Raw genomic sequence first — 19,045 nt, 5'->3', positions numbered from 1 at the left:
TTCGTTTCAGCGGCCCGGCAGCGCCAGGCGTCGGCCGATGCCGATGGCGTCGAGGAAGTCCGGGTCGTGGCTGGCGACCAGCAGCGCCCCATCATAGCCGGCCACCGCCTGCTCGATCGCCGCGATCGAGTCGAGGTCGAGATGGTTGGTCGGCTCGTCCAGGATCAGCAGCCGCGGCGGGGTCGGCCCACCCAGCACGCAGGCCAGCGCCGCCCGCAACGTCTCGCCGCCGCTCAACCCCGCCACCGGGCGCAGCGCCGCATCCGCCCGGAACAGGAACCGCGCCAGCACCGTCCGGCAGGCATTGTCGGTCGCGGCCGGATGCAGCGCCCGGAAGTTCTCCAGGATGGTGCGGTCGGGCCGCAGCCCGCCGGCGCGCTGGTCCAGCATGGCGATGCCGCCGTCGAAGCGCCGGACACGGCCGGCATCGGGCGCCAGCTCGCCGGCCGCGAGGCGCAGCAGCGTCGACTTGCCGGCGCCGTTCGGCCCGGTCACCGCCACCCGCTCCGGCCCGGTCAGGGTGAAGCTGAGGTTGTCCAGCACCGGCCGCTCCACGCCCGACGGGGTCCAGCGGACATGCTCGAACGCCAGCACCATGGTCCCGGAGGCCAGTCCGGTCGGCGCCACCGCGACGCTGAGCGACGCCACCCGCTCCACCGCCGCCCGGGCCTCGGCCAGCGCCGCCTCCGCCATCTCCTGGCGGCGCTCCCGCATGCCGCTCACGCGCCCCTGGCTCTGCCCCGCCTTCTCCTTAGCGAAATCCAGCATGATCTTGGGCTGGCCGGCATCGGCGCGGGATTTGCGGCCGCGGGAATCGCTGCGCGCCTTGCGCTCCAGCCCCGCCTGCGCCTCGCGCGCCAGCCGCGCGGTCTCCTGCTCGGCATGGGCGAGGCCCTGCCGCGCCGCCTCGGCCTCGGCCTCGCGCTGCGCCCGGTAGGCATCCCAGTTGCCGCCATAGACCCGGACGCCGAGGCCGGACAGCTCGACGATCCGGTCCATCCGGCGCAGCACCTCGCGGTCGTGGCTGACCACGATCGCGCCACCGCGCCAGCTGTCGAGCAACGCGCAGATCGCGTCGCGGCCGGCGGCGTCGAGGTTGTTGGTCGGCTCGTCCAGCACCAGCATCTCGGGCGGGTCGACCAGCAGCCCGGCCAGGGCCAGCCGCGTCGCCTCGCCGCCGCTCAAGGTTCCAAGCGGCCGGCGCAGGTCGAGACCCGCGGGCAGGCCGAGCCGGGGCAGCGCCAGCGCCGCCCGCTCCTCCACCGTCCAGTCGGCGGCAGCGAGGTCGTCCTCGGTCCCCTGCCCCGCCAGCAGCCGGTCGAGCCGGGCCAGCGCCGGCGCGATGCCGAGCGCATCGGCGGCGGTCATATCAGGCGCCACCCGTACGCTTTGCGGGAGGTGGCCGACGCCCCCCTGGCGGCGGATGCGGCCGCCCTGCGGCGCGATCTCGCCGAGCAGGAGGCGCAGCAGGGTGGACTTGCCCGCACCGTTGCGGCCGACGAGGCCGCTGCGCTCGGCCCCGAAGGCGAGCGTCAGGTCCTCGAAGAGCGGGCGGTGGTCAGGCGTGTGGTGGGAGAGGGATTCGGCGGCGAGAAGGGGCATGACGGCTCGACGGATGCAGCAGGACGGGGCGGGGGACGTGCCATTCCGTCTTGCGTTCCATCGGGGCCTCTCCTTCTCGGTGCGGCCGACAGCATAGCGGTAAAAAACATCCAAGCAAACCAGGGCGCGGCCGCCCATCCTTGCCGCGCGACATGAGGGGTGGTTGCGATGGCGGATGAAGAGACCGTGCGGCGGGCCGCGCTGGCCCTGCCCGAGGTGACCGAGCAGGACCATTGGGACCGCCCGTCCTTCCGGGTCGGCGGCAAGATCTTCGCGGTGCTGCGGCCGGCGGAGCGGCGGGCGGTGATGAAGCTGCCACACGACCGCCAGGAGATGCTGTTCGAGGTCCGGCCCGAGGCCTTCTCGCCGGCGCGCTGGGGCCGTCTGGTCTGGACCTTCGTCGACCTGCCCGCGGTCGATGCCGGGCAGCTGGAGGCGCTGGTGGCCGAAGCCTGGCGCGAGGTGGCGCCGAAGCGCCTGACCCGGCCGCCGCGCTGACGCCATGGACAGCCGGGCATGGACAGCCTGTCCTGGGCGCGCTAGCCCAGGGGACCGACCAGCGACAGCGGGACGACCATGACGCGCAAGCCGAGAGCCCGGGACCTGGGCATTCCGTTCGAGGGCACGCCCGGCCCGCTGAACGCCATCACCGACATCCCCGGACTCGAGGTCGGCACCGCCACCATCGTCACCGGCGACGGCCGGCTGGAGATCGGGCGCGGCCCGGCGCGCACCGGCGTCACCGCCATCCTGCCGCGCGGACGGGTGTTCGACCCGGTCTTCGCCGGCACCGCCGTGCTGAACGGCAACGGCGAGATGACCGGGACGATCTGGATCGAGGAATCCGGCTTCCTCGAAGGGCCGCTGATGATCACCAACAGCCACAGCGTCGGCACCGTGCGCGACGCGGTGGTCGGCTGGCAGGGCCGCAACGGGCTGGTGGCCCCGCTGGCCCAGGATATCTACTGGTGCCTGCCGGTGGTGGCCGAGACCTATGACGGGACCCTGAACGACATCAACGGCTTCCACGTCACGGCGGAGCATGCGGTCGAGGCGCTCGACGGCGCCCGGCCGGGCCCGGTGGCGGAGGGCAATGTCGGCGGCGGCACCGGCATGTCGCTGTTCGGATTCAAGGGCGGGACCGGCACAGCCTCGCGTCAGCTCTCACCCGAAGAGGGCGGCCACATGGTCGGCGTGCTGGTGCAGGGCAATTTCGGCCGCCGCAAGAACCTGCTGGTCGCCGGCGTCCCGGTCGGGCGCGAGATCCCGGACCTGCTGCCCGACCAGGCCCAGGACCGCGACACCGGGTCGATCATCGTCGTGATCGCCACCGACGCGCCGCTGCTGCCGCACCAGCTGAAGCGCCTGGCCCGGCGGGCGCCGGTCGGCATCGCCCGCACCGGCGGCTATGGCGCCAATGGCAGCGGCGACATCTTCCTGGCCTTCTCCACCGCCAATCCCGGTGCCTTCAGCCGCACGGACACCCGGTCGGTCGCGGTGCTGCCGAACGACGCCATGGACGGGCTGATCGAGGCCACGGCCCAGGCGACCGAGGAGGCGATCGTCAACGCCCTGGTCGCCGCCGAAACCATGACCGGCCGCGATGGCAACACCATGCATGCGATCCCGCATCAACGGCTGCGGGAAACCTTGAGGAAATATAACCGGTTGGCGGACTGAGCTGAGGTTGGCGTAGGTTGGGTTCGCAAGGGCGAACCCAACGCAGGATAGGGCCGCAAGATGTTGGGTTCGCGCCGCGAACCCAACCTACGGTTCAGTGAACCGCCATCTCGGCGCGGATCTTCTGGCGCAGCAGGTCGATCGGGGCCAGCCGGTTGCGCTGCGCCTCATAGTGCCAGAAGGTCCAGCCGTTGCAGGACGGCGCGCCCTGCAGCGCGGCGCCGACCCGGTGGATCGAGCCGGCATGGTCGCCCTGGTTGTTGCTGGCGATCAGCGTGCCGTCGGCCCGCACCTTGGCAACATAGCGGCGGTCGGTGTCGAACAGCCGGTCGCCCGGGCGCAGCATGCCGCGTTCGACCACCCAGCCGAACGGCACCCGCGGCGCCTGGCGCTTGGACAGGGTGTCCAGCAGCGACGGGTCGGCCGGCGCCTCGATCGCGGCGATGCGCTGGGTGGCGACGCGGGCATAGGCATCCTCGCGCTCGACCCCGATGAACTTGCGGCCCAGCCGCTTGGCCACGGCGCCGGTTGTGCCGCTGCCGAAGAACGGGTCGAGGATGGTCTCCCCCGCCCGGGTCGAGGACAGGATGACGCGCCACAGCAGCGCCTCGGGCTTCTGGGTCGGATGCGCCTTGCGCCCGTCGATCTTCAGCCGCTCGCCGCCGCTGCAGATCGGCAGGGTCCAGTCGCTACGCATCTGCAGCTCCTCGTTCAGCCCCTTCATCGCGTCGTAGTTGAAGGTGTAGCGGCTGTCTGGCGACTTCGCGGCCCAGATCAGGGTCTCATGCGCGTTGGTGAAGCGGGTGCCGCGGAAGTTCGGCATCGGGTTCGATTTGCGCCAGACGATGTCGTTCAGGATCCAGAAGCCGAGATCCTGCAGGATGGACCCGACCCGGAAGATGTTGTGGTAGGTGCCGATCACCCACAGCGTGCCGTCGTCCTTCAGCGCATGGCGCGCCGCGGACAGCCAGTCGCGGGTGAAGCGGTCATAGGTGGCGAGGTCGGCGAACTTGTCCCATTCCGCGTCGACGCCGTCGACCCGGCTTTCGTCCGGCCGGCGCAGTTCGCCCCCCAACTGCAAATTGTAGGGCGGGTCGGCGAACACGCAATCGACCGAGCCGGCCGGCAGCGCCCGCATGGCCGAGACGCAATCGTCCTGGACGATTCGGCAACCCGGCGGCAGCCGGCTGATGGTCTGGAGTGATTCGCTCATGACGCGACGATGATTCGCCGCGGAGTCGGCGTCAATCCCTCTTCGAATCAGACGGTTACGCTGAGTCGCTGAAACACCGGCGCAAACGACCGCCGATGGTGGTCGCAGACCCCGATCCGGTCGAGTCCGGCGATATGCTCCGGCGTGCCGTAGCCGGCGTTGCGTTCCCACCCATAGCCGGGATGGAGGGTGGAGAGACGCAACATCTCGTGGTCACGCACAACTTTTGCGATGATCGACGCCGCCGCGATCGACAGCGAAATCGCGTCGCCGCCGACCACCGCCCGCCCGTCGCAGGGCAAACCGTCGGGCACCTTGTTTCCGTCGATCAGGGCCATGCCGGGACGCTCCGGCAGGGCGTCGAGCGCCCGTCGCATCGCCAGCATGCTGGCCTGGAGGATGTTGATTCGGTCGATCTCCTCGACCGAGGCCCAGCCGAGACCGACCTGCGCCACCGCCCGGATGCGCGGCACCAGCTCTTCGCGCCGGCGCGCGGTCAGCACTTTGCTGTCGTCGATCAGGGCGGCGAGCTCGGGGTCGAGCGGGCGGACCAGCACCACGGCCGCGGCGAGCACCGGGCCGGCCAGGGGGCCGCGGCCGACCTCGTCCAGCCCCGCGACGCTGCGCTTCGGCGCGCCGCACGCGATCTCCAGGCTCCAATCCGGCATGCCGACCCTCCTGCCCCCGGCATAGCGCCGATCGCACGGGACGCCAAGCCGCGATGCGACCGAGGGAGGCTGGAATGCCTTTCGCGCCGCCCCTTCCCTTCATCGTCATTGCGAGGAGGCAAAGCCGACGAAGCAACCCATGGCGCCGGTACGGGCTGCCCGATGGATTGCTTCACTGCGCTCGCAATGACGGTGAAGGGAAAGGCGCAAACGCCTCCGACCTCTCCCGTGATCCCCGGGTCAAGCCCGGGGAGGAAAGGCAAAACCATCTTCGTAGGTTGGGTTCGCGGTTCGCGAACCCAGCAGATCATCGGGCGACACGAGGTTGGGTTCGCCCAAAACGAACCCAACCTACCCCGTGTCCGGCGGGTTGCGCCGGCCGGCGGCGCGGCGCCCCGGCGACGCTGCCGTCCGATCGACAGGCGCGGGCTCCTCCTCCTTCGCCAGCAGGTCGTCGGCCTCGTCGAGCCAGCGCTGGACCTCCAGCGGCAGCCCGTACATCCGGCACAGCTGCGCCACCGCGAGCCCCGCCGGCCAGCCATCGACCTTCTCCGCCAGCTCCGGCTCCTCCAGCCGCTCCAGCGTCTCGGCGCACCGGCGGTAGACCGCGCTCTCGGCCGTCTCGTGGATCGCCGAGGCGATGGCCAGGCTCACCCGCCGCCGGTGCCAGTCCTTGAGCGGCACCACCGCCCTCGGCCCCTCGCGCGGCCGGGACAGCTTGTCCTCCAGCAGCACCGTCAGCCGCACAGCGCGGGAGACGGTGGCGATCCGGGCGCAATAGTCGACGCCGGGCTGCGGTGTCTCCATCGCCTCCTTCTGCGTCGCCCGGGCCACCGCCATCTGAATCTCGGCCAATTCCGCCAGCACACGCAGATGCCGCTCGGCCCGTTCTCCTTGGGGAGCGGCCTCGGCCTTCGGTGTCTGAATGGTCTGCGCCTTGTCCATGGAACACATCGTGAACAAAAATCATAGTTAAGGCTATATGCACTTCGATCGAAACACCTCGGAATCGTCATCCCCGCGAAGGCGAGGATCTCAGCACGCCCTGATCGGAGAGAGATTCCCGCTTTCGCGGGAATGACGACCGGGAAGCGACGGCCAGCTCAGGACCGCTGGCCCTCAAAACAGGGACATCTGGTCGCCCGGCCGCGGCGGCACCGCGAACCGGCTGATGTCGAGCGCCCAGCGGCTGCGGTTGAGGCCGAGCCGGCGCACCGCGTGGTTGAAGCGGGCGCGGATCATCTCCGCCACCGGGCCCTCGCCGCGCATGCGCTCGCCGAAGCCGGATTTGTACAGCTTGCCGCCGCGGGTCTGGCGCACCAACGACATCACCCGCTTCGCCCGGTCCGGCGCATGTGCCTCGAGCCATTCCTGGAACAGGCCGGCGATCTCCAGCGGCAGCCGCAGCATGGTCCAGCCCGCCGCGGTCGCCCCGGCCGCGGCCGCCGCCTCCAGCACCTGCTCCAGCATGTGGTCGTTGAGGCCGGGGATCATCGGCGAGGTCAGCACCGAGACCGGGATGCCGGCATCGGCCAGGCGGCGGATCGTCTCCAGCCGCTTCGGCGGAGTCGCCGCCCGCGGCTCCAGCGACCGGGCGAGGTCGCGGTCGAGCATCGACAGCGAGATGCAGGCCCCCGCCAGCCCCTTCGCCGCCATCGGCGCCAGGAGGTCGATGTCGCGGGTGATCAGCGCCGATTTGGTGACGATGCCGAGCGGATGGTTGAAGCGCGACAGCACCTCGATCACCCGCCGCGTCAGCTGCAGCTCGCGCTCGACCGGCTGGTAGGGGTCGGTGTTGGTGCCCATCGCCATCATCGCCGGGCTGTAGCCGGGGCGCCGCAGCTCGGCCTCCAGCAGCGCCGGGGCGTCCGGCTTGTAGAACAGCTGGGTCTCGAAATCGAGGCCGGGCGACAGGCCGAGCCAGGCATGGGTCGGCCGGGCGAAGCAGTAGATGCAGCCATGCTCGCAGCCGCGATACGGATTGATCGAACGGTCGAACAGGATGTCCGGCGAGTCGTTGCGGCTGATGATGGTGCGCGCCGTGTCGACATGCAGCGTGGTGCGCAGCGGCGGCGCGTCCTCCTCCCCCGCCTCGGACAGCCAGCCGTCATCGACCTTGTGCCGGGTCTCGGCCTCGTAGCGGCCGGACTTGTTGCTGACGGCGCCGCGCCCCTTGCGCGGCCGGTCGGCCAGTTCTTCGATCTCGGGCGGCTTGAGCGGCATGAGAACAAAGATAGAACAAATTACCAGCCTTGCCAAGCCCGGCGCAAAAGCCGACATATCGCCCCGACACGGCGTGCGAGACCCGTCTTGACGCCCGGGCGCGAAAAGACTATCAAGCGCCCTCGATTTTCTTGGGGCCCACGTTGGCCCGAACCGGGACCGACAATGGCCAACCACAAGTCCGCCGAAAAGCGTATCCGTCAGACCGAGCGTCGCACGCTGGTCAACCGCAACCGCGTCAGCCGCATCCGCACCTTCGTCAAGAAGGTCGAGACGGCGATCGAGGCGGGCGACAAGGCCGCCGCAGCCGACGCCTTCAAGGCGGCGCAGCCGGAGATGCATCGCGGCATCACCAAGGGCGTGCTGCAGAAGAACACGGTCGCGCGCAAGCTGTCGCGCCTGTCGAGCCGCATCAAGGCCCTCTAAGCCTCGGACGATGACCGGGCCGTTTCGCGGCAGCTGCCGCGGAACGGCCCTTGTCTTGTCTGGCAGGCGCTTCTTCCGGCATGCCGCAACCGGCTGATCCGGGCACTATTCCAGACCGTTTTTTGCGTTTTGGGATGGTCCGGATTTGTTCCGTTGCCAGCACGTGCCCGCCCTGCATATGATCCTCTTTCGCCTGCCATCTGCAGGTTGAGGGCCGCTTCAGGAAACAACTTGTCGGCTACCAGCCTTCGTCACGAAGATTGGCAGAAGAACAGGATTGTGCCCTAACGCTGATCATTTCGTAGTTTTAAGGAATTTGACTCCAGCTTCGCAAGTAGCTGCGAGGAATTGTTCCTGTGCCGGCGGCGTGTTACTGTGATTATTACAGTTTGAATTCAGTCGGCATGGCAGCTGCGCACTCCGCGTCTGGTGTCGCTGCGGGTGGGAATCGGTAAGTTCGGGTCGACGCGGAACGGGACGGGGCGAAAGCCCATTCGGAGGGGATCGGAAGGCAGCATGTCGTCGATGGGGGGAGTCATCATCACATCGATCGAGCAGCAATGGGGCCGGGTCTGCGGCCGGTTGCGCGAGGAGGTGGGCGAAGGCGCCTTCAAGAGCTGGCTGCGGCCGGTCGTCCTCGTCGACCTCGAAGGCGGCGAGGCCCGCATCGCCGCCCCCACCAAGTTCATGCGCGACTGGGTCGCGGCCCACTACGCCGACCGCATCCGCAAGCTGTGGCATGCCGAGAATCCGGACGTCCAGAGCGTCGATGTGATCGTGGTGCCGGACCGGCTGGCCGCCAGGCCGGCGGCCGCGCCCCCTGCCCCGGCGGCGACCGCGCCGACCACGCGCACCGAGTCGGCAATGCCGGACCGGCCGCCCGAATCGGCCACTGATTTCGGCGCCATCCTCGACCAGCGCTTCACCTTCGACAATTTCGTGGTCGGCAAGCCGAACGAGCTGGCCCATGCCGCCGCACGCCGCGTGGCCGAGGCCAACAGCGTCACCTTCAACCCGCTGTTCCTCTATGGCGGGGTGGGCTTGGGCAAGACCCACCTGATGCACGGCATCGCCTGGCACATCCGCCAGAAGCATCCCGAGCGGCGCGTGCTGTACATGTCCGCCGAGAAGTTCATGTACCAGTTCATCCGTGCCCTGCGGTTCAAGGACACGATGACCTTCAAGGAGCTGTTCCGCTCGGTCGACGTGCTGATGATCGACGACGTGCAGTTCATCTCCGGCAAGGACTCCACCCAGGAGGAGTTCTTCCACACCTTCAACGCGCTGGTGGACCAGAACCGCCAGGTGGTGATCTCGGCCGACAAGTCGCCCTCCGACCTCGAAGGCATGGAGGAGCGGTTGCGCTCCCGCCTCGGCTGGGGCCTGGTCGCCGACATCCACCCCACCACCTACGAGCTGCGCCTGGGCATCCTGCAGGCCAAGGCGGAGACCGCGCGGGTCGAGATCCCGGCCAAGGTGATGGAGTTCCTGGCCCACAAGATCACCTCCAACGTGCGCGAGCTGGAAGGGGCGCTGAACCGCATCACCGCCCATGCCGAGCTGGTGCACCGCCCGGTGACCCTGGAATCGACCCAGGAGCTGCTGCACGACCTGCTGCGCGCCTCGGACCGCCGGGTGACGATCGACGAGATCCAGAAGCGGGTCGCCGAGCACTACAACATCAAGATCGCCGACATGCATTCGGCCCGCCGCGCCCGCACCGTGGCCCGGCCGCGCCAGGTGGCGATGTACCTGTCGAAGCAGCTGACCCCGCGGTCGCTGCCCGAGATCGGGCGCAAATTCGGCGGTCGCGACCACACCACGGTGATGCACGCCGTGAAGAAGGTCGAGGAGCTGTGCAGCGAGGACCGGTCCTTCGCCGAGGACGTCGAACTGCTGCGCCGGATGCTGCAGATCTAGGCACGGCGGTCCAGACTGTCAGCCGTCATTGCGAGCCCCGAAGGGGCGTGGCAATCCAGCAATCGAGCCGCTGGATCGCGCCCCTAAACTTAACGGGGCGCTTCGCTCCTCGCGATGACGACGCCTCGACAGACCCGGCATCCGATAATTCGTTCCGGATTGCGCCCGGGACCGCGCCTGCCCCTCGCCACCGCCGTCGGCTTTCGGTTATAGTGCGCGCCCGCCGCGTCGGCCGGGCGTGAGCCCGACCCGACGATTCGTCCGGCGGCCGGCATCGTCGAAGTGGAATCGGGATGAAGCTGATCATCGAACGGGCCGCCCTCCTGAAGGGCCTGAGCCATGTGCAGAGCGTCGTCGAGCGGCGCAACACCATCCCGATCCTGTCCAACATCCTGCTGCGCGCCGAATCCGGCGCGCTGCGCCTGACCGCCACCGACATGGATCTCGAGATCGTCGAATCCGTGCCGGCCGAGATCCTGGCCCCGGGCGGCACCACGGCGCCGGCGCACACCCTCTACGACATCGTGCGCAAGCTGCCCGACGGCAGCCAGGTCGAGATCGAGACCAATGCGGATGGCGGGTCGCTGTCGCTGCGCGCCGGCCGGTCGAACTTCCGGCTCGGCTGCCTGCCGGTCGAGGATTTCCCGAGCATGGCCGGCGGTGACCTGACGCACCGCTTCACCATCGCCACCGGCGATCTCCGGGTGATGATCGACCGGACCAAGTTCGCGATCTCGACCGAGGAGACGCGCTACTACCTGAACGGCATCTACCTGCACGCGGCCAAGGCCGACAACGTGCCGGTGCTGCGCGCCGTCGCCACCGACGGCCACCGCCTGGCCCGGATCGAGATGCCGCTGCCCGACGGTGCCGACGGCATCCCCGGCGTGATCGTGCCGCGCAAGACCGTGATGGAGCTGCGCAAGCTGCTGGACGAGAGCGGCGAGATGGTCGAAGTCCAGCTGTCCGAGACCAAGACCCGCTTCACCCTGGCGGGAACTGCGGGCGACGGCGTGGTCCTGACCTCGAAGCTGATCGACGGCACCTTCCCGGAATATGAGCGGGTGATCCCGAGCGGCAACGACAAGATCCTCGAGGTCGACGCCAAGGCCTTCGCCAAGGCGGTCGACCGCGTCTCCACCATCTCGACCGAGAAGAGCCGGGCGGTGAAGCTGACGATCGAGAACGGGTCGCTGACGCTGTCGGCCAATTCGGCCGAGCAGGGCAGCGCCACCGAGGAGATCGAGGTCAGCTACGAGGCGGCCAGGATCGAGATCGGCTTCAACAGCCGCTACCTCCTCGACATCACCCAGCAGATCGAAGGCGACGGCGCCCGCTTCGCCATGGCCGATGCCGGGTCGCCCACCATCGTCCGCGACACCGCCGATTCCAGCGCGCTCTACGTGCTGATGCCGATGCGGGTGTGACCGGGTTTGGACCGACCGTGCCGGCCCCGATCGTCATGGCCCCTTTCTCCATGACAGGGGCGAAGCATCCGCTTCGGATGCCTTGAGCCACATGTCCCAGGACCCCATGCCGGAGCAGGCCCCGCAGTCGGGGCCGGCGCCCTCCCCGTCCGGGCCGCCGGCCCGGATCGCGCTGACGCGGCTGACGCTGACCGAGTTCCGCTGCTACGGCCAGCTGCGGATCGAGCTGGATCCGCGGCCGGTGGTGCTGACCGGGCCGAACGGCGCCGGCAAGACCAACCTGCTGGAGGCGGTGTCGTTCCTGTCGCCGGGCCGCGGCCTGCGCCGCGCGCCGCTGCCGGAGGTGACCCGACGCCAGGCCGCCGAGGGCAAGGGCTGGGCGGTCGCGGCCCAGCTGCTGACCCCGACCGGCGAGATCGCGCTCGGCACCGAGCTGGAGCCCGGCGAGGGCCGCCGTGCCGTGAAGATCGACGGCCGGCCGGCGCCGAGCCAGACCGCGCTGGGCGCCCGCGCGCCGATGGTGTGGCTGACGCCGCAGATGGACCGGCTGTTCGGCGACGCCGCCAGCCAGCGCCGCCGCTTCCTCGACCGGCTGGTCTACGGCTTCCACCCCGACCATGCCGGCCAGCTCGCCGCCTATGAGCGGGCGATGCGCGACCGCAACCGGCTGCTGAAGGATTCGCCTCGCCCCGACGCGGCCTGGCTGACCGCGCTGGAGGACGCCATGGCGGCCGCCGGCGCCGCCGTCGCCGCCGCCCGGCGCGAGCTGGTGGCGCGGCTGCGCGGCGCCGAGTCGCTGATGGTGGACGGCCCGTTTCCGCGCGCCGACCTGGCCATCGACGGCCGGATCGAGGCGTGGCTTGACGATCGGCCGGCGGTCGACGCCGAAGAGGCATTCCGCCGCCTTTTGTGCGATAATCGACGGATCGACGCCGCGGCCGGCGCCGCGACGGAAGGACCGCATCGCAGCGACCTTTCCGTCCACCACCGGTCGAAGGCGATGCCGGCGGCGCAATGCTCCACCGGCGAGCAGAAGGCGCTGCTGATCGGCATCGTCCTCGCCAATGCCCGCCTGCTCGCCGGCGAACGCGGCGCCCCGCCTCTTCTCCTCCTCGACGAGGTGGCGGCGCATCTCGACGGCACGCGTCGTGCCGCCCTCTACGAGGAGATCCTGGCGCTCGGCGCCCAGGCTTGGATGACCGGCACCGACACGGCGCTGTTCGCGCCGCTCGGGGACCGGGCACGCCACTTCGGCGTCGACGACGCCAGGGTGACGGAACAAAACGGATGAAGAAGAATGTCGGATTCTGAGATCGCGAACGACGGCGGCGCCTACGATGCCAGCTCCATCACCGTGCTGCGTGGCCTGGAAGCGGTGCGCAAACGGCCGGGCATGTATATCGGCGACACCGATGACGGGTCGGGCCTGCACCACATGGTGTACGAGGTCGTCGACAACGCGATCGACGAGTCGCTGGCCGGGTACTGCGACACCATCACGGTGACGCTGAACGCCGAAGGCTCGGTCACCGTGACCGACAACGGCCGCGGCATCCCGGTGGCGATCCATGAGGAAGAGGGCATCAGCGCCGCCGAGGTGGTGATGACCCAGCTGCATGCCGGCGGCAAGTTCAACCAGAACTCCTACAAGGTCTCGGGCGGCCTGCACGGCGTCGGCGTCTCGGTGGTCAACGCGCTGTCGGACACGCTGGACCTGACCATCTTCCGCGACGGCCACCAGTGGTTCGCCCGGTTCCACGACGGCGACGTCGAGGCGCCGCTGAAGGCGGTCGGGCCGCAGGGCGAGAACCGCGGCACCCACATCACCTTCCTGCCCTCGACCAAGACCTTCACCAAGACCGAGTTCGACTTCGGCACGCTGGAGCACCGGCTGCGCGAACTCGCCTTCCTGAACTCCGGCGTCAAGCTGACCCTGACCGACGCCAGGGGGCCGGAGCCGAAGGTGGTCGAGCTGCATTACGAGGGCGGGCTGAAGGCCTTCGTGGCCTATCTCGACAAGGCCAAGCAGCCGCTGCACCCCGAGCCGATCACGGTGACCGCCGAGCGCGACGGCATGACCGTCGAGGTGGCGATGCAGTGGAACGACAGCTACCACGAGACCATGCTGTGCTTCACCAACAACATCCCGCAGCGTGACGGCGGCGCCCATCTGGCCGGGTTCCGCGGCGCGCTGACGCGGCAGGTGAACAACTACGCCACCGAGAGCGGCATCCTGAAGAAGGAAAAGGTGGCGCTGACCGGCGACGACGCCCGCGAGGGGTTGAGCTGCGTCCTGTCGGTGAAGGTGCCGGATCCGAAATTCTCCAGCCAGACCAAGGACAAGCTGGTCTCCTCCGAGGTCCGTCCGGCGGTCGAGGCGGTGGTCAACGAGATGCTGGCGACCTGGTTCGAGGAGCATCCCAACGACGCCAAGCGGGTGATCCAGAAGGCAGTCGAGGCGGCCTCGGCCCGCGAGGCGGCGCGCAAGGCGCGCGACCTGACCCGGCGCAAGGGCGCGCTCGACTTCGCCTCCCTGCCCGGCAAGCTGGCCGACTGCCAGAACCGCGACCCCGCCGAATCCGAACTGTTCCTGGTCGAGGGCGACAGCGCCGGCGGCTCCGCCAAGCAGGGCCGCGACCGCAAGTTCCAGGCCATCCTGCCGCTGCGCGGCAAGATCCTGAACGTCGAGCGGGCGCGGGTCGACAAGATGCTGGGGTCGGCCGAGATCGGCACCCTGATCACGGCGCTGGGCACCAGCATCCGCGACGAGTTCAACGCCGACAAGGCGCGGTACCATCGCATCATCATCATGACCGACGCCGATGTCGACGGCAGCCACATCCGCACCCTGCTGCTGACCTTCTTCTACCGCCAGATGCCGGAGCTGATCGAGCGCGGCTACCTCTATATCGCCCAGCCGCCGCTGTACCGCGCCGCCCGGGGCAAGGAGGCGGTGTATCTGAAGAACGACGACGCGCTCGAGGCCTATCTGATCGACAGCGGCATGCGCGACCTGGTGTTCACGCCGTTCGACGGCAACCAGATCGGAGGCCTCGACCTGCGCTCCCGCCTGGAGCAGGCGCTGGAGGCCAAGCACCTGCTCACCCCGCTGATCCGCAAGGTCGGCCAGCGCAATGTGGTGGAGCAGGTGGCGATCGCCGGCGCGATGTCGCCGCGCATCGTCCATGACGCCGCCCTGGCGACCGAGACCGCGACCTATGTGGCGCAACGGCTGGACGCGTTGACGCCGGAGTTCGAGCGCGGCTGGCAGGGCTCGGCCCTGCCGCCGGAGGGCAACCAGCCGGGCGGCCTGGTGTTCCGCCGCGTCCTGCGCGGGGTCACCGAGGGCCGGATCATCGATTCCGACATCATCCGGTCGGTCGAGGCGCACAAGCTCGACCGCCTGGCCGCGGATTTCCAGGCGCTGTACAAGCGGCCGGGCGTGCTGACCTGGATGAACCCGAAGGGCGCCGCCCAGGAGTGGCCGATCACCGGCCCGATCGACCTGATCGACCGGGTGCTGGAGCAGGGCCGCAAGGGACTGGCGGTGCAGCGCTACAAGGGCCTGGGCGAGATGAACCCGGATCAGCTGTGGGAGACCACGCTGGACCCCAACGCCCGGGTGCTGCTGCGGGTCGAGGTCAAGCATGCCGACGACGCCGAAGAGGTGTTCTCGACCCTGATGGGCGACATCGTCGAACCGCGCCGCGACTTCATCCAGGAGAACGCGCTGAAGGTGGTGAACCTGGACGTCTGATCGTGAGACTCGGACGGCGCGGGAGACTCCGCAGCATGGGTGACCGAAGCAGCGTGGGTGACCGAAAGGGCCACTGACCGCAGTCGACCGGCCGTCCGATGATCCCTACAGGCCGTGCTCGCGGAAATACTGCCGGATCCAGGAGAGCAGCTGGCCGGGAGGCACGGCGTGCGCTCCCACGCTGGCCGCCACGCTGCGGTCGACCAGGGCCTGGCCGTGGCGGGCCGAGGCTTCCAACTCCCTCATCAGTTCGGGCTGTGCCGCCAGCAGGGGCGCCAGATGCTCCTTCGTGACCTCGAGCACGAGCGCATGGGTGAGCGCCTTGACCGTGCCGGCATGCGGCGCGCCGGTCAGCAGGCCGATCTCGCCGATATAGTCGCCGGATCCGATGCGGCCGATGGTGGTGGTCGAGCCGCCATTCGCCCGCGACACCTCCAGCACCCCGGATACGACGACGAACAGCGATGCTTCCGTCCCGCCCTGGGCGAACAGCAGGTCGCCCGGATCGAGCGTCCGCATCGAGGCCTGGCGTTCGAGTTCGGCGCGCTGGTCGTCGGTCAGGGCCTGGAACAGGGGGATGGCCAGGGGCTGCTTCCCTCCCCCTCCGTCTCCGATCGCACCGCGGCCGCCCCGGGCATCGCCCAGGCCGGCGGCGCGGAACTGGCGCATCACCTGGGTCAGCAGGGTGCTCTTGGTCTCGCCCAGAACGCTGCTATGCGAGACGGAAAACGAGATGCTGTAGACGTTCCAGCGCTTGCCGACGCTGGCAAGGGAGACGCCGGCCGCCGGTGTCGCGAGAATGGTGGGGCACAGCAGAATGGCCTGCCTGACCAGCTCCACCACCCGTTCCGGAGGCACATCGATAGAACAGGGCACGTGGACGGAATCGTTCCGCTGTTCCGACGGGACGCTGCGGTTGATGACCCGCGACCGGGTGGCGATGCTGTTCGGCACCGAGGCGATGTCGTTGCCGTCGGTCCAGACCCGGACCGACCGCCAGGTGATCTGCACCACCACGCCTTCGATCCCGCCCTCGATCCAGACCCTGTCGCCGACAGAGTAAGGGCGCTCGATGCCGATCGCGATGCCCGCGAACACGTCCGCCAGGGTGTTCTGGAGCGCGAGGCCGAGGACGATCGCGATCACCCCCGATGTCGCCACCAGGGCCCGGACCGGGAATCCGAAGACGGTGCTGACCACGGTGAGGGTCGCGGCGAGATAGATCACGCCCGCCAGCAGGTCGGACAGCAATCCGCCCTCGTGGCGGAAGGCCCCGTGCGGGAGCGCAGCCCGCACGGTGTTGACCAGGAGCCGCGCCGCGAACAGCCACCACATGGCGGCCAGGACCTGCTGCCAGATGACCTCCTCGAAGGTCGATCCGGCGAAGGCCGGCTGCAGCAGGGAACCGACGACCCTGACCACCATGATCGTCAGCCCGCCGAACAGGATCCCGCACGTCGCAAGCCTCGACCAGACCGGCCGGTTGCGCATGAGCCGCCAATCGAGGAAGCAGAGAACCACCAGAAGGCTGGCGACGATCTGACTGGTCATGTTCGCCCACTGTTCCGAGAGGAGGGCTCCCTACTTGTCGAGGGCATAGGCGATGACGTAATCGCCGATCTTCGTGCCGAAGGACCCATGCCCGCCGGCCGCCGTGACGACATATTGGCGGCCGTCGACGGCGTAGGTCATCGGGGTCGACTGCCCGCCTGCCGGCAAGCGGTCTTCCCACAGCTGGTCGCCATTCGTGACGTCATAGGCGCGGATATAATAATCCGTCGTCGAGGTCAGGAAGGCCACGCCGCCGCCGGTGGTCATCGGCCCGCCCAGGCTGGGCACGCCCATCTTGATCGGGATCGGCACCGGCGCGCTGTCACGGATGGTGCCGTTGCGGTGCATCCAGGCGATCTTCATGGTCTTGAGGTCGATCGCGGCCATGTAGCCCCAGGGCGGCCGCATGCAGGGCAGCCCGACCGGCGACAGGAACGGGTGGAGCACCACGCCGTAGGGCGTGCCGTACATCGGCTGGACCCCGATCTCGCTGCCCGACGGGTGCGCGTCGTTCGGCGCCGCCGGGTTGTCCGGGCCGCGCGGCAGCAGCTTGGAGACGAAGGGGATGGCGATCGGGTTGGCGATGGCGATCTGCCTGACCGGGTCGACGGCGATGCCGCCCCATTCGAACATGCCGAGATTGCCTGGGAACACCAGGGTGCCCTGCAGCGAAGGCGGCGTGAACGTGCCCTCGTAGCGCATCTGGTGGAACAGGATGCGGCAGGCGAGCTGGTCGAAGATGGTCGCGCCCCACATGTCGGCACCGGTCAGCAGCTTCTCGGGGCGGAAGGTGAGTTCGGAGAAGGGCTGGGTCGGCGACAGGCGGTCGCCCGGGGCGGGGCCCTGCGGCACCGGCCGCTCCGGCGCCGGCACGATCAGCTCGCCGGTTCGCCGGTCCAGCACGAAGAGGTTGCCGGTCTTGGCCGGCTGCAGGATGGCCGGGCGCGTGCCCTCCGGCGTGGCCAGGTCGACCAGGCTGGGCTGGGACGGCAAATCCATGTCCCAGAGATCGTGATGCACCGTCTGGTAGGACCAGACGCGCTTGCCGGTGTTGATGTCCAGCGCCACCAGCGCGCTCGAATACCGTTCCGATTCCGGGGTGCGGTTGCCGCCCCAGATGTCGGGCGACTGCACGCCCATCGGCATGTAGGCCAGGCCCAGCTTGGGGTCGTAGGACGCGGTCATCCACGAATTGGGCGAATTGTTCGTGTAGGTGTGCGTCGCGGACGCCAGGGCGTTCTCGTCGACTGCCCCGGCATCCCAGGCCCAGACCAGCTTTCCGGTGTGGATGTCGAAGCCGCGGATGACGCCCGATGGCTCCTGGGTCGAGTAGTTGTCGATCACCGAGCCGGCGATGACGATGATCTTGTCGCTGACGATCGGCGGCGAGGTCGGCTCGTAGAAGCCCGCCGTCTGCACGCCCATCCCCTCCTGCAGGTTCAGCGTGCCGTGGTCGCCGAAGCTCTCGCACAGCGCACCGGTCTCGGCGTTGAGCGCGATCATGCGGCCGTCATTGACCGGCAGGAAGATGGTGCGCGGGCAATCGGCCGGCGCCGGCGCCCCTGTGGTGTCGACCGCCCCGGCCGCTGTCTCGTGGTAGGAGACGCCGCGGCAGGTCAGGTGCTGGAAGGTCGGGTTGTTCTGCACCTTGGGATCGTAGGACCAGCGCAGCGCGCCGGTCTTGGCATCCAGGGCGAACAGGCGCTGGTGCTGGGAACAGAGATAGAGCGTGTCCCGCACCTTGATCGGGGTGACCTCGAAGGTGGTTTCGCCGGGATCGTTCGCCCCGGGCAGGTCGCCGGTGCGGAAGGTCCAGGCGACCTTGAGGCCCTTGACGTTGGCCGGCGTGATCTCGGCCAGCGGCGAATAGCGCTGCCCGGACTCGGTCCGGCCGTAGGCGCGCCAATCTTCGTCCGGCTGACCGGCCGGTGGCTGTGGCGGCGGAGATGCCACCGCGGCGATCGTGCCATGGATATCGTGATAGGAGGAGAGCAGGCCGACCGCCAGCACCGCCACGCTCGCCACCACCCCGACCCAGAGCGGCAGGGTCATGGTCATGCGGGATGCCCCGGCGCGATGGCTGAGCGCACGCGTGATCCACGGCGTCAGCAGCCACAGGCCCAGCAGGAAGATGACGTCGCCGCGGGCCGCGAGCGGCCACCAGTCGAAGCCGATCTCGGCGACCGCCCAGGCCAGCGTTCCGATCAGCACGGCGGCATAAACCCACAGGGCCCCGGGCCGCCCCGCCATCAGCAGCCCGCCGGTGACCAGGATCCCGACACCGGCGATGACGTAGTAGAGCGACCCGCCGAGCAGACCGAGCCACACGCCGCCGGCCGCCAGGGCCAGGCCGATCAGGCCATAGACCAGCCCCGACACCAGCAGGATCGGTCGCGATTTCGAAGGGAGTGGCATCTGCGGGGTCCTTCGCTCTGAACGGTCAGTCGCCGGCACACCGACGATGGGCCGGATGCATCTCCAGAACGGCCTCCCAGCCTTGGTTGCCGCGATTGTCCACCGATCATGCGGCACGGTCGAGCAACAAACGCCCCGGCACCGCGTTAGAGACCGCTTCGAA

The 19,045-nt window shown here is 69.2% G+C and carries 14 protein-coding genes; 7 read left to right on the top strand and 7 right to left on the bottom strand.

The genetic code is table 11. The annotated features are described in order from the left end of the window. Positions 1-6 precede the first annotated feature (6 nt). Entirely contained in the window at positions 7-1,602 is a 1,596-nt protein-coding gene (locus tag AB4112_RS12130) for an ABC-F family ATP-binding cassette domain-containing protein (RefSeq protein WP_309793753.1), read from the bottom strand. Positions 1,603-1,770: 168 nt separating this feature from the next. Here AB4112_RS12130 and AB4112_RS12125 point away from each other — a divergent pair, with 168 nt between their 5' ends. Together AB4112_RS12125 and AB4112_RS12120 are read left to right on the top strand one after the other, a co-directional pair. Then, entirely contained in the window at positions 1,771-2,100 is a 330-nt protein-coding gene (locus AB4112_RS12125; RefSeq protein WP_441719898.1) for an MmcQ/YjbR family DNA-binding protein, read from the top strand. Between the two features lie 78 nt (positions 2,101-2,178). Beyond that, positions 2,179-3,282, top strand: a complete 1,104-nt coding sequence (locus tag AB4112_RS12120) for a DmpA family aminopeptidase (protein ID WP_441719895.1) — start codon at positions 2,179-2,181, stop codon at positions 3,280-3,282. Between the two features lie 94 nt (positions 3,283-3,376). Here AB4112_RS12120 and AB4112_RS12115 read toward each other — a convergent pair whose 3' ends face one another. The 4 genes from AB4112_RS12115 to AB4112_RS12100 form a co-directional block, all read right to left on the bottom strand. Next, positions 3,377-4,495 carry a site-specific DNA-methyltransferase gene (locus tag AB4112_RS12115; protein WP_441719892.1) on the bottom strand — a complete coding sequence of 373 codons (1,119 nt, stop codon included), beginning with the start codon at positions 4,493-4,495 and terminating at the stop codon, positions 3,377-3,379. Positions 4,496-4,542: 47 nt separating this feature from the next. Then, positions 4,543-5,163, bottom strand: coding sequence for a ribonuclease HII (locus AB4112_RS12110; RefSeq protein ID WP_309793749.1), 621 nt, complete (start codon positions 5,161-5,163; stop codon positions 4,543-4,545). A gap of 351 nt (positions 5,164-5,514) precedes the next feature. Then, entirely contained in the window at positions 5,515-6,108 is a 594-nt protein-coding gene (locus tag AB4112_RS12105) for a hypothetical protein (RefSeq protein WP_441719889.1), read from the bottom strand. Between the two features lie 174 nt (positions 6,109-6,282). After that, positions 6,283-7,386, bottom strand: a complete 1,104-nt coding sequence (locus tag AB4112_RS12100; protein ID WP_441719886.1) for a PA0069 family radical SAM protein — start codon at positions 7,384-7,386, stop codon at positions 6,283-6,285. Positions 7,387-7,551: 165 nt separating this feature from the next. Between AB4112_RS12100 and rpsT the strand changes: the two genes are divergently transcribed. The 5 genes from rpsT (at position 7,552) to gyrB (ending at position 14,916) form a co-directional block, all read left to right on the top strand. After that, entirely contained in the window at positions 7,552-7,812 is a 261-nt protein-coding gene (gene rpsT / locus AB4112_RS12095) for a 30S ribosomal protein S20 (protein WP_309793747.1), read from the top strand. 516 nt (positions 7,813-8,328) lie between these two features. Then, the gene (gene dnaA, locus AB4112_RS12090; protein WP_441719883.1) at positions 8,329-9,732 is read left to right on the top strand and encodes a chromosomal replication initiator protein DnaA; all 1,404 of its coding nucleotides are present in this window, start codon (positions 8,329-8,331) and stop codon (positions 9,730-9,732) included. Between the two features lie 293 nt (positions 9,733-10,025). Then, the gene (dnaN, locus tag AB4112_RS12085) at positions 10,026-11,159 is read left to right on the top strand and encodes a DNA polymerase III subunit beta (RefSeq protein WP_309793745.1); all 1,134 of its coding nucleotides are present in this window, start codon (positions 10,026-10,028) and stop codon (positions 11,157-11,159) included. 91 nt (positions 11,160-11,250) lie between these two features. After that, positions 11,251-12,450: a DNA replication/repair protein RecF gene (gene recF, locus AB4112_RS12080; protein WP_441719880.1), complete on the top strand. Its 1,200-nt coding sequence runs from the start codon at positions 11,251-11,253 to the stop codon at positions 12,448-12,450. A 6-nt stretch (positions 12,451-12,456) separates the two neighbouring features. Further along, positions 12,457-14,916 (top strand): DNA topoisomerase (ATP-hydrolyzing) subunit B, encoded by a 2,460-nt coding sequence (gene gyrB / locus AB4112_RS12075; RefSeq protein WP_309793743.1) that lies wholly within the window; start codon positions 12,457-12,459, stop codon positions 14,914-14,916. 105 nt (positions 14,917-15,021) lie between these two features. Here the strand turns inward: gyrB and AB4112_RS12070 are convergent, their stop codons facing one another. Continuing rightward, on the bottom strand, positions 15,022-16,467 hold the full coding sequence (locus tag AB4112_RS12070; protein ID WP_309793742.1) for a mechanosensitive ion channel family protein: 1,446 nt from the start codon (positions 16,465-16,467) through the stop codon (positions 15,022-15,024). Between the two features lie 30 nt (positions 16,468-16,497). Beyond that, positions 16,498-18,882, bottom strand: a complete 2,385-nt coding sequence (locus AB4112_RS12065; RefSeq protein ID WP_441719876.1) for a glucose/quinate/shikimate family membrane-bound PQQ-dependent dehydrogenase — start codon at positions 18,880-18,882, stop codon at positions 16,498-16,500. Positions 18,883-19,045: the final 163 nt, after the last annotated feature.

Origin of the sequence: Inquilinus sp. 2KB_23 (assembly GCF_052115705.1) — a bacterium.
GTDB lineage: Bacteria > Pseudomonadota > Alphaproteobacteria > DSM-16000 > Inquilinaceae > Inquilinus > Inquilinus ginsengisoli_A.
Note: the sequence above shows the minus strand (reverse complement) of the source record. Positions and strands in the feature narration are given on the sequence as shown.